General features: G+C 38.1%; 12 protein-coding genes and 1 pseudogene. 11 read left to right on the top strand and 2 right to left on the bottom strand.

All coding sequences use genetic code 11. The features are described 5' to 3' along the window. Position 1: 1 nt before the first annotated feature. The 11 genes from ACZ5XR_RS13545 to ACZ5XR_RS13495 all read left to right on the top strand — a co-directional run bounded on the left by ACZ5XR_RS13545 (position 2) and on the right by ACZ5XR_RS13495 (position 10,616). A complete protein-coding gene (locus tag ACZ5XR_RS13545) occupies positions 2 to 1,402 on the top strand; it encodes an amino acid permease (RefSeq protein ID WP_464502141.1) in 1,401 nt (466 codons plus the stop codon). 61 nt (positions 1,403 to 1,463) lie between these two features. After that, positions 1,464 to 3,083, top strand: a complete 1,620-nt coding sequence (locus ACZ5XR_RS13540) for a M20/M25/M40 family metallo-hydrolase (RefSeq protein ID WP_464502140.1) — start codon at positions 1,464 to 1,466, stop codon at positions 3,081 to 3,083. A 344-nt stretch (positions 3,084 to 3,427) separates the two neighbouring features. Further along, complete coding sequence (locus tag ACZ5XR_RS13535; protein WP_464502139.1) at positions 3,428 to 3,838, top strand: DUF3237 domain-containing protein; 411 nt, start codon at positions 3,428 to 3,430, stop codon at positions 3,836 to 3,838. Between the two features lie 213 nt (positions 3,839 to 4,051). Then, positions 4,052 to 4,858, top strand: coding sequence for an aldo/keto reductase (locus ACZ5XR_RS13530; protein ID WP_464502138.1), 807 nt, complete (start codon positions 4,052 to 4,054; stop codon positions 4,856 to 4,858). A gap of 371 nt (positions 4,859 to 5,229) precedes the next feature. After that, the gene (locus tag ACZ5XR_RS13525; protein WP_464502137.1) at positions 5,230 to 6,321 is read left to right on the top strand and encodes a low temperature requirement protein A; all 1,092 of its coding nucleotides are present in this window, start codon (positions 5,230 to 5,232) and stop codon (positions 6,319 to 6,321) included. Positions 6,322 to 6,427: 106 nt separating this feature from the next. After that, on the top strand, positions 6,428 to 6,679 hold the full coding sequence (locus ACZ5XR_RS13520) for a DUF1871 family protein (RefSeq protein ID WP_464502136.1): 252 nt from the start codon (positions 6,428 to 6,430) through the stop codon (positions 6,677 to 6,679). Positions 6,680 to 6,838: 159 nt separating this feature from the next. Next, positions 6,839 to 7,900, top strand: coding sequence for a DUF1835 domain-containing protein (locus tag ACZ5XR_RS13515; RefSeq protein WP_464502135.1), 1,062 nt, complete (start codon positions 6,839 to 6,841; stop codon positions 7,898 to 7,900). A gap of 141 nt (positions 7,901 to 8,041) precedes the next feature. After that, positions 8,042 to 8,293: a hypothetical protein gene (locus ACZ5XR_RS13510; protein WP_464502134.1), complete on the top strand. Its 252-nt coding sequence runs from the start codon at positions 8,042 to 8,044 to the stop codon at positions 8,291 to 8,293. Between the two features lie 185 nt (positions 8,294 to 8,478). Beyond that, positions 8,479 to 9,426 carry a helix-turn-helix transcriptional regulator gene (locus ACZ5XR_RS13505; RefSeq protein WP_464502133.1) on the top strand — a complete coding sequence of 316 codons (948 nt, stop codon included), beginning with the start codon at positions 8,479 to 8,481 and terminating at the stop codon, positions 9,424 to 9,426. Positions 9,427 to 9,716: 290 nt separating this feature from the next. Further along, positions 9,717 to 10,121, top strand: a complete 405-nt coding sequence (locus ACZ5XR_RS13500) for a VOC family protein (RefSeq protein ID WP_464502132.1) — start codon at positions 9,717 to 9,719, stop codon at positions 10,119 to 10,121. Between the two features lie 294 nt (positions 10,122 to 10,415). After that, positions 10,416 to 10,616 carry a cold-shock protein gene (locus tag ACZ5XR_RS13495; protein WP_464502131.1) on the top strand — a complete coding sequence of 67 codons (201 nt, stop codon included), beginning with the start codon at positions 10,416 to 10,418 and terminating at the stop codon, positions 10,614 to 10,616. A 351-nt stretch (positions 10,617 to 10,967) separates the two neighbouring features. Here the strand turns inward: ACZ5XR_RS13495 and ACZ5XR_RS13490 are convergent, their stop codons facing one another. Both ACZ5XR_RS13490 and ACZ5XR_RS13485 read right to left on the bottom strand, forming a co-directional pair. Further along, positions 10,968 to 11,150: a hypothetical protein gene (locus ACZ5XR_RS13490; protein WP_464502130.1), complete on the bottom strand. Its 183-nt coding sequence runs from the start codon at positions 11,148 to 11,150 to the stop codon at positions 10,968 to 10,970. Positions 11,151 to 11,396: 246 nt separating this feature from the next. Further along, positions 11,397 to 12,014 (bottom strand): annotated as a pseudogene (locus ACZ5XR_RS13485) (tyrosine-type recombinase/integrase); the annotation flags it as partial. Positions 12,015 to 12,016: the final 2 nt, after the last annotated feature.

Raw genomic sequence — 12,016 nt, 5'->3', positions numbered from 1 at the left:
CATGGCAGAACAAGGGGCTCAGGAAAACCAGTTAAAGCGGTCAATGAAACGTCGGCATCTATTTATGCTTTCATTAGGAGGAGTCATTGGAACGGGTTTGTTTTTAAATGCCGGTTATACGATTCACCAGACGGGAGCTGGAGGCTCGTTAATCGGGTATTTATTTGGCGGGATCATTTTATACCTTGTCATGGTTTGCTTAGGGGAACTTGCTGTTTATATGCCGGTTACCGGTTCCTTTCAAACCTATGCAAGCAAATATATCAGTCCTTCTGCCGGGTTTTCATTGGGATGGATGTATTTCATTGGTTCGGCAACAACGGCAGGAGTCGAATTTACTGCGGCGGGAATCTTGATGAAGCGGTGGTTCCCGCATGTTTCTGTCTGGATTTGGTGTGCGGTCTTTATTCTATTATTATTCCTTCTCAACGCCCTCACGACTAGAGGATTTGCGGAGGCCGAATATTGGTTTTCTGGAATAAAAGTCGTAGCGGTTATTTTTTTCATCATCATTGGTCTGGGAGCTATTTTTGGCATCATTCCATTGCATGGCAGACCAGTGCCGTTTTTAAAAAATTTAGAGCCTGGGAAATTGTTTCCCGGAGGAATATCGATCCTCTTTGTAACCATGATGAATGTAATCTTTTCCTATCAAGGTTCTGAATTAATTGGTATTGCCGCAGGAGAAAGTGAAGAACCGCAAAAGAATATACCAAGGGCAATTCGAAATGTATTATTTAGAATTATCCTATTTTATATCTGCTCTATTCTTATTTTATCTGCTGTTTTTCCATCAAAAGAACTAGGGCTATTGGAAAGTCCTTTCGTCACTCTTATGGATTTGGCGGGTATTCCATATGCGCCGGATATTATGAATTTTGTCATTTTAACCGCTATTTTATCTGTAGGAAACTCTTGTATTTATGCTTCCACACGCTTATTATGGTCGATGGCGAATGAAGGAATGGCACCAAGGCTGTTCGGAAAGTTAACGAATCTCAAAGTTCCATTTGCTGCTCTAGTGTTTACCATGATTTTCTCATTATTATCCCTATTAACAAGCGTTATTTCCGCAGATACCGTATTTGTATTATTAATGGCGATCGCTGGTATTTCTGTAACCATTTCCTGGATTGGAATCGCTTTATCCCAGTTCATGTTCCGTCGTAAATACTTGCAATCTGGCGGGAAAATTAAGGACTTAAAGTATAAAGTTCCTTTCTACCCAATCATTCCAATTGTTTGCATGGTTTCTTGCGTATCATTATTAATATTCCAAGCCTTTGACCCAACCCAATTAGTAGGGCTGCTCATTGGAATCGGATTTTTAATAGTTTGCTATTCATTTTATTATTTTAAAAATAGGAAAACAATAAATATTCGAACAGAAACGGACATATAGGGTATCAGGTACCAGTCGAAATGGCTTCCGTTATTTTGTGAATTGAAGGAGTTATATGTTTATGGAAAAGCTCAAATGGGGAACTCCTGAGGCATTGCGCGCGTTATTGTGTGAGGTAGTCAGTTGGAAAAGTATGACGTTAACGGACGGAGAACGGGAATTCCCTGTAAAAATTCGAGAAAAGCTGCTGGATTTGTCATATTTTCAGATGAATTCAGAGTACGTTCAATTATATGATGCGGATCAAGGCCGAAGATTTTTAACCGCCTTATATAAACATCCTGATGCCGTAGACACCATAGTCTTAATCAGCCATTTTGATACGGTAAATACAGAAGAATATGGCGACCTGGAGGAATATGCTTATCAGCCGGAGGAATTGACGAAAATATTTTATGAAAGACTCGAAGAATTGCCTAAGGATGCCCGTCAGGATTTAATTTCCGGTGAATACCTATTTGGCCGGGGAACAATGGATATGAAGATGGGGCTTGTTATGCATATGAGTTTAATTGAAAAAGCCATAGTAGAACAATGGCCGATTAACCTGCTTTTGCTGACTGTTCCTGATGAAGAAGTCAATTCATCAGGAATGAGGGCTGCAGTCCCAAAGTTATTAGAAATTAAGAACGAGTACAATCTAACCTTTAAGCTTTTCTTAAATGGAGAACCGGTTTTTTCGCAAGAGCCCGGAGACACCAATTATTATGTCTATTCCGGTTCGATAGGCAAGATTATGCCCTCTGCTCTTTTTTACGGAAAGGAAACCCATGTCGGCGAACCGCTTATCGGCATCACCGCGCCATATATTGCCTCCTTTTTAACACAGAGAATGGAATGGAGTTTTTACCTGCAAGAGGAGGTAATGGGAGAAAAAACCCCGTTGCCTGTCACACTTCAGCAAAAGGACTTAAGACAGGAGTATTCTGTTCAGACTCCCTATCGCGCGGCTGCTTTATATAACGTATTTTTAATGAAACAAAATGCTGGTGAAATAATGGATATCTTTGAAAAGATTGCCTTTGAGGCTGCTTCTGCCTGTAATCAAGCATATAAAAAAGTCTGCCTGAAACAAGGAGTGGAACCGGTTAGAGAAGTGCGTGTCCTTCAGTATCAGGATTTGCACACACACGCGATTAAAAAATTTGGAGCAGAATATGTTCATGAGATGGTAGCATCTGTCCACTCGAATCCTAAATGGGATGACCGAGAAAAATCTTTTCGGATTGCAGATACTTTGATGATTCAATGCCAGGAGCTGACACCAGCCATTATTTTACTGTTTGCGCCACCATATTACCCACCGGTTAATTCTTCAGATGACGCTTTAGTTAAACAATGTGTGGAATTTGTGAAAAAACAGGGCTTTGAAAAATTTGGCATGCCGGTCAAACAAGTCCACTATTTTAATGGTATTAGCGATTTAAGTTATGTTAATTACCAAGATACCGGAGAAGGATGGACCATATTTAAAGAAAACACACCTGTCTGGGGCAGCTATTGGATACCATTTGATACTATGGCACAGCTCCAAGCACCAGTTTTAAATGTGGGGCCATTTGGAAGAGATGCCCACAAACGGACCGAACGACTGCATATAAAAAATGCCTTTACGGTAGTCCCAACCCTTGTGGAAGAGATGATAAAAAACATAATAGAGAATAATAAGGGAAATAACTGATTACGTACTACATACTTAATTACCCCTTATTCTTTATGAACAGCATAGGGGATGAACTGATCATATGGAGACGGTGATTGAGGATGGAAAGAGAGTTCATCTGAAGTACCTTTAAACTTTGTTTGAGAGGGAGCATGAAATGCTCTCTTTTTTTGTTGCACAAAAAAGCACCGAACATATTGTCAAACTGTTATAAGAAATTTGGAAATCTAATAATGCGCTTTTTATTGAATGGATTCGGTAGTCAAGCAGTAATATAATATGCTAAAAGGAGACTTTGATAAACATACACAATATGGATCTTTTTCTCGATAGATAATTAAAGTTTAGGGGAGGGTAATTCGATGAAAGATGTTGATATCAAACATTTAGGATTAGAAGAAGTTTTTAGCATTAAAATTGTCGTAAATAAACCTATTGTTGTAGGTGAAGATGGTCTCGTGGGTAGACGCCAATTAATCCCTATTTTATCCGGTGAAGTAATTGGGAAGGGCTTCAAAGGAAAGGTTTTGCCAGGAGGTGTAGATAGCCAAATTATTCGTCCAGATGGTAAGTGTGAACTCTCAGCTAGATACGCAATTCAATTAGAAGATGGCGACACAATTTATATTGAAAACAACGGGATACGTGCAGTTCCAGAAGAGTATGTAGATGACGTAAAGGCTGGTAAGTTTGTTGACTCTAGCGGCTATTATTTCCGTACTATTCCGACTTTTGAAACATATAGTGAAAAATATAAATGGATGATGAACTGAATTTTTGTGTGCTATGCTACAAGATTGCCAGAGAGTGTTATTTTAAAGTTCTTTAAGGTAATTTGATAAACTTAAACAAGTGGGATATCCTTCCTTAATTTTTGTTGAAGTTTGCCTCTTTTACCATTGACAAATATACCATGATGTAATTACGCTGATTACAGCTAATAAATTTAAAAGTAATTAGAGTATACAGAGGGAGTGATAAAAAATATGGAATACATAACACTTAATAATGGGTTAAAAATGCCAATTGTAGGTACAGGTACAAATACTTATGGAAAAGAAAATAACGAGTATAACGGGGCGTTAACAAATGAAATTCCTGAACTCGTATCAGCACTTGAATTGGGTTACCGTTCAATAGACGCTACCATCATTTATCGAAACGAAGAACTTGTCGGAAGAGTTTTAGCAGAAAGCACAGTGCCTCGAGAAGAGTTATTCATTACGACAAAAGTTCCAGGCAACGAAGAATATACTTCTTCAAAGGTAGCTACTCGAGCAGCTATCGATAACAGTCTAAAAAACTTCCAAACAGACTTTCTCGACCTGCTTCTTATTCACTTCCCTATCGAAGACAAAGTACAACTTAAAAACACTTGGGAAGTCTTTGAAGAATATTATGAAGCGGGCAAACTAAAAGCAATCGGCGTTTCAAACTTTGGAAAAAATCATCTAGATGAATTGAAAGAATTCGCTAAAGTGAAGCCAGCTGTTAACCAAATACAAGTTAACTTAAAAGAACCTAACAAAGATCTCCTTGCCGTATTAAAAGACGAGGGCATTACACCTGTTGCATGGGGACCTATGAAAGCTGAAGCCCATCAAAAAGAAGTTTTGGATGAGATCGGTAAAGCCTATAAAAAATCTGGTGCACAAGTCTTATTAAAATACCAAATCCAACGCGGTGTGATCGTTATTCCTAAATCTCACAACCGTGAAAATCAAGCATCTAATATAGATCTTTTCGATTTCGTATTATCTGAAAAAGATATAGAAAAAATTGAAAACTTATAATTAGTTAGTCATTCATTCTAGCGATATGCAGAATATCGCTAGGAATTTGATATTTTCAAAACAATGAGATTGGAGTAGTACCGTTTTTTTCTCCTTCTACATCAGCTAGAATGTATGCCGGTTTTTGGGTAGCGTTAGTAAAAAAAGGATTGCTGAGATGCAATCCTTTTTTCTAGTTCGACTATTTGTTAAGGTCGGTTAACAGGATTATTTGAGTCCTAATAATCTTACTGGCTTAACTTCAAATTCCTGCTTCATCGGTACTTTGCTCAAAAATGTACATAAAGCCGAATAATCATTTGTTTCTATTAGAAAGTCTAAAAATCACTTTATTTTACTATAAGCTATTAGAGTTCGAAGGAGTGATGATAATGGATGAAAAGAAAGTTACATGGTTAGAACTCTTTTATGATTTGTTATTTGCGGCAGCTGCTTCGACAGCGACTCGTGTATTACTTCATGTTGAAAAGGGAGAAATTCATCCAGTATATTTTTTGAAGTTTGTTTTAATATTTATCCCAATATGGTGGTCTTGGGTAGGACAAACGTTGTTTATTAATCGGTTTGGGCAAGATTTTTTACATCAACGGATCTTTACGATTTTTCAGATGTCGTTTGTCCTTATTATGACATCCAGCTTATCGGTTGACTTTGATCAGTATTATCTTCCTTTTCTTATTGGCTATTTGGGATTAAGAGCACTTACAGCGATCCAATATCTGGTTGTTCGAAGTTTAGAAGAAGGGGATAGGAAAAAGGTAGCTCAATTTTTAGGAACGCGTTTTTGGATTGGAATCATCATATCATGTTTCTCTATCTTATTTGATTCATGGATTCGATATAGCGTATTGTATGCAGGAATTTTTGTTGATATTATTGTGCCGTTTTTCGGACGTAAGTATTTGGTGAAAGCTTCGTCCAATACTGTTCATTTATTAGAACGTTTTGCTTCATTGACATTAATCCTTTTTGGAGAATCCGTCATCAGCACCCTTTCCGTGCTACAGCCACAAAAAGGGGATTGGGATTCAATCTCATTTTCGATAATATCATTTATCCTAATTATTTCGATGTGGTGGCAGTATTTCGAAAATGTGGAAAAGAAAGTTGATAAATCGATCCAAACACCCGGTCAAACCATAATTTATGGTCATCTTTTCATATTAATGTCTTTGAGCATGATTGCTGCTTCCATCAAGCTTTTGTTTCTAAATGAGGTTCATTATTCATTTAACTTATATTTTATATTCGGTTCCGTACTACTCTATTTCATTACAACTACTATTGTTTTTCATCAATACAGGTTTAAACAAGACCGTTTGAAATATTATCATTTAGGGTTATTTATAGGGATTTTAGCAACCCTTTTTATTATTAATTTGATAGTAGAAGTTTCAAACCTTGTAATCATGGGAGAAATGACCCTTTTTTTTATCATCTATGCTAAATTAACAACTACTTAAATGAGATGTTAAAGATTTTTAATACCTGTGTGTAAGAGAATTTAGTTTATTTCGATTGGCTACAAAAGTGAATCCTAATTTTCGTAAAAAAAGGTGGGGAATATTTATGAATAAATATAATTCTGTTAAAAAAACGATTGATGAATGGGACCCAATAGGTTTACTTGGTATGGGATGTCCAGATGATGAATATGACCCAGAAATTAGAGATATTGTACGACTTTTGAGTGAAATTAATTCAGTAGATGAATTAGCAGTGGGAATACAAAAGGTATTTATTAAATGGTTTGAGGAAGAAATACCAATCGTAAAATGCTACCCAGCTGCGTTAAAGATATGGAATAAAACAACATCCTAACACTTATTCAACAAACGGGGGCTTATGTTGAACAAGACCTGCACAATAGTAGATGGTGAGGTTTTATATACCCAAAACAATTTAAAAATGTTGTTAAAGTCAGATGCATTTTATGATCTTATATTGAGGTAAGGAATTATACCTTTGGGGGACTCTTTTATGGACTTAGAAAAAATAGAGAAAATAAATAAGATCGTCAAGGAATTACGAGAGAGAGATGCAAGGTTACTTCTTAGCCATATTTTAAAAAGAATACATTTTTTTAACGAGCAGGTGTATTCTGAGGAGCAGTTTATTAAAGATATGAAAAGAGCATACAAAGCGGTTTTCGGGATGGAGGAACAGCAGCAAAATACAATAGAAGGACCCATCAAGGTTGTTCATATTCTGTTCGGAGATTCTGCTGCGGGATGTTTTAGACAAGCACTCAAGGAAATGGGTGCTGATTATAATGATGAAAAGGTCATTTGTGTTCGAGAAATGTTCTCTATCGGTCCTATCTGGAAGTTTAATGAAGAAGTTGGAAAACAGTCCAGGTATAATTGGATGCAAAATAACTTGGCTGATGAGGATGGAGAGTTTGATGAATTCAAGGAAAATTTCAAAAGAACGGTTAATCGAATTATGTCTATTAAAGAAGATATTCCTATTTATTTGTGGGCTGCTGAAAATGCTGAGGAGCAGACGGGACTCCGTTTTGTCATAGAACTTTTAAAGGAAAAAAATAATGATATTTTAATTATGAACACAACAAAGGGATTTAATGAACTTTTTAATATAGGCAAACGGAAATACTCAATTTCACACACAGGTGAAATAGCCCCGGAAAAGCTCCAAAAGATTTACGAAAAACTACGACAGGACCAATCCCCTCTAACCCAACATGAACGGGAACAATATGAGAAGGAATGGCTTTCTCTCACTGAAAATAAAGAAACTTTAAGAATTTGGAATGACGGAACAGTACAAAGTGTTCCTGAAGATTATTTTGACGAGCTTATTATAAATAGAGCGAAAAAGCTCCATGGTAAACGTAAAACACAAGAATTTTTTAAATCATTAAGATTAATTGGAGATGTCCTTGGCCATATACATTTAGACCAATATATAAGTGATACTTTCATAAACTTTCGGTTGAAGAATATGATTGAAAATGGAATCTTTGAAATGGAAGGCAGTCTTGAGGCAATGAGATTATATAGTGTCCGTTTGAAACAATAATTGTATTTGGAATGGGATGGTAAAGGTAAGAGTGTGGAAAATTGTTTTTAAACAAAAGGATAGCTTTACTTCAATAAGAACCGTCGAAAGGCGGTTTTTTTAACTAGCTATAATGGTTTTAAATCAAAGGGTTGTAAATTCATGAACATAATCATCGACATCCATTACATCGCCAGCGGCAATCGAGGAGCCAGGAGTGTTTCATTTCAACTGGTAGGTAGGAAGCCTGAAATGGTTGCGTATCTATTCTGGAAGCAAATTAAAAAGGAGATGGCTTATCACGCAGATCTAGAAAAAGTGGTGGCAAATAGTAACCAAGATATCACGCAGTTAGTAAAGGATTTGGAGGAACAGGAGTGGAGAAATAAGATGGAGGATAATTTGTCTTTTTAAGATTTTTAAGAGCCGACCTCCTAACAGCTGCGGCTCTTTTCTTGTTCCACTAACGAGTGCAGTTTAGTTGAAGTACGTTGTTTAACTTATATTCAACATTCGGGACAGTTAACGGGAGTCACTAAATCATCTTCTCATTAAGATGTGGTATATTATTTTGTAATAAACATTCAGGGGGGCAACCAATGAACAAAACAGACCGTATGTTAGCCATAGTGCTTGAGCTACAACGTAAAGAAGTTGTACGAGCCGATGATTTGGCGACCCTATTTGAAACTAGCGTGCGGACTATCTACCGCGACATCCAGGCGTTGAGTGAAGCGGGCGTGCCGATCATAGGTGCCCCTGGGACAGGATATTCCCTGATGGAAGGATATTTCCTGCCTCCGATCAGTTTCACGGTACCAGAAGCCGTGAGCTTGTTGATTGGAACGGAATTTATCGAACAACAATTTGATGATGATTATCGTGTCAGGTCTCAAGCTGCTCGCGGCAAAATTGAGGCCATTCTACCGGAGAGCGTTATTAATGAAACATATCGTGTACGCAAGGCTATGCGGTTGCTCATTTCTGATAAACAGGTCAATCAGTCAAGAGAAAAAGAATATCTAGAAAAGATTCGTCGAGCGATATTAGACGAACGAAAGATCCGCTTTCATTATGCTAAAAGAATTGCAGATTCCGAGGGGAATCGCATTAGTGTTCGCACCGTTGCTCCATATGGATTGGTGCTCGTTCAAGGATCATGGATGCTCGTGGCTCGGTGTGATCTGCGCCAAAACAATCGCCATTTCCGTTTGTCCCGAATGACGGAACTTATTGATCTGGGAGAACGATTCGAACTACCGAAGCATTTTAACTTAAGGGAGTATACCCCTCCGGATGATCGACACATGCAAGTTCGTCTTCGATTTAACTATGACATCGCGGATAAGGTGAAGGAATCGAACTATCATTACGTAGAGGATATGGAAGAGCATCAAGATGGATTGCATGTTGTCTTACGCGTTCGTCAACTAGACGAGTTGTTGCAATGGGTGCTTGGCTGGGGAGCTGGTGTGATTGTATTAGAGCCAGAATCATTTATAAATCGGATTCGTGAGGAAGTCCAAAAAATGTTAAAACGCTACTGACATACTGTTGTCAGTAGCGTTATTTTATAATCGTAGTAAGTAAGCATTAAGGGGTGAGAGATAAATGCGAACTATGTCTTGCATCGGTTGGAGGAACCGCCAATCAACTTCAACAGGAATTAATTTATTTCACTATGGACCAATTGACAGCAGTCATGCATGGAAAGACGGTCGTAGAACCAATTAGTTAAGATTCTGATTAAATCGGGCCTTTACGGAAACTTCACTGGTTCTGGCCCAAAATGATATGATACGATATTGTATCATTTATTAAAGGAAGGATGTATCTCGTGAATTTTGCTTCTGTACGTATCATTACTGACGACTTGGATCGTCTTGTCAAGTTCTATGAAAAAATCATGGGTGTTTCGGCGGAACGCCCCGCGCCTGTCTTTGCCGAACTCGTTCTGCCATCGTGCACCCTGGCAATCGGCCATTCGCAGACGGTGCCACTGTTCGGCACTGGTTGTGCAATGGCGGCCAACAATCACACTGTCATCATCGAGTTCCGCGTCCACAATGTCGATGCCGAATACGAGCGCTTGAAGCCGTTTATAGACGAGTGGGTAAAGGAACCGACTACGATGCCATGGGGGAACCGTGCTGTGTTGTTCCGTGATCCCGACGGCAACCTCGTTAACCTCTTTGAGCCGGTGACCGAGGAAGCGATCAAACGGTTCAGCGGTAGGGGTTGAAGGACAGTTGAAGTGAGTGAGGCCTCAATTTTGTGAAGAATTACACTTAAAGTAACGGGGGCTTTACTTTAATAAGAACAACATAAAAATATAAAACCAGGTGTGAAATTTGAGAGTGGCAAAAATGGTTGTGTTAATGTTTTCTTGCAAATACTTTTATAAAATGTTATTCTTTAGAAGAATTATTTTTGTTCGGTGTAAAGGATAGTATAAGATTTACTTTTCGTCTTGATGATCACTGAGTGCAAGGATAGTAACACATTGTGTGGAAAGCACACAGCAGGAGGAAACAAAATGGAACAAGGTAAAGTAAAATGGTTTAACGCAGAAAAAGGTTTTGGATTCATCGAGCGTGAAGGCGGAGAAGACGTATTCGTTCATTTCTCAGCGATCCAAGGTGAAGGTTTCAAATCTTTAGAAGAAGGTCAAACAGTTACTTTTGACGTTGAGCAAGGTCAACGCGGAGCTCAAGCGGCTAACGTGCGTAAAGCTTAATAATAAGTACAAAATAAGCAGGCTCTTCATAGAGTCTGTTTTTTATTTTTTCATTTATAACAAGGAACCCCACTCACGAATGAGTAGGGTACATGTAAACAAGTAAATCAAATGGTAAACAAAGTGTATCACATAATCAAAAATTCTCCTAATTATCTTTGAATAGTAAGTTTTATTAATTGAAAGAGCCTTAGTTTAATCGCATAAATCATTTGTCAACTTTTTCGATTATTCGGTTGCATACTTAACTATTCCATGTAAATAAACTGAGTATTCTCTCTGTACATATTCTCTTAATTTAATTCTTTTTTCTGTTTACAGGTACTATGACAGGAATGGGGAAGCTTTTTATTAGCTTTTTTTATAACTGCCTTCTACCAATCTAATCATATCACGCCCTGATATCTTTTCTGTTTCATGATAACCTTCTTCATCACGCAAACTCAAGTACCAGCTGCTATCATTATCTTCATTTAACTTATACAACTTATTGGTAAAAACATTTGTATAAAAATCTCCATTTCTTAGCCTCATACTATCCCCCTCTCTAATATATAAACTGTATTATGCCCAAAGATACTGACCCGGAGCCATTAGACATATACAGCCCAAAAAGCCTGGATGTACATAAAGGGGAAAAAAGTGATAATCAGGCGGTAGGGACAGAGTATGGATAGTTGTGTAAAGTAAGAAGTGCGGGCAACGGAATTTTTCCTTATTCAGCAAACGGGTAGCAAGAGTGTAAAAAAGCAACGCAATCGCGTTGCTCATTTTTTTGTTAAAAATACTTCCTATATATTCCTGCCTGATGCTCCCGCTTAACTGGGCATATATCCGGGTCGTTTCGCTTTTTTCATGCCCTAATAAGCTTTGAATAACATCAAGCGGAGCTCAATTGTTCAAAAGGTGCGTTGCATAGCTGTGACGGAGTTGGTGCGGATGAATGTCCTTGTTGATGTCGGCACGGCTAGAAATCTGCTTAATAATGTACCGCATCTGGGCAATGCTCATTCGATGAGGAACGCGTACCGTTACAAAAATTGCAGGATCCCTGTCAACACAATTATCCAAGTATCACTTTTACCAGATTTCGCAACGGATATTAAAATAGACCTCCCGTTCCTTATCACCTTTACCTCTTATAACTACGGAACGGTTGGACCAATTAATTCTGTTTCGATCTAAGGTGACAATCTCTCCTATTCGGCATCCGGTGGAGAACATGAATTCAAAGAGAGCCTTTTCCATTGGGCTGCAGCAGGCTTCACGTAGGTGTTCAATTTGCATTTCGTTCAAAAATTTAGGGATTCGTTTCCAAGCTTTAGGCTCTTTTATTTTAGCTGCAGGGTTTTTAGGGATATGTCCTTCTTCATGTGACCACCGAAACAGTGGTGACAACC

The sequence above is a fragment of the Neobacillus sp. Fa239 genome, assembly GCF_055395235.1.
Note: the sequence above shows the minus strand (reverse complement) of the source record. Positions and strands in the feature narration are given on the sequence as shown.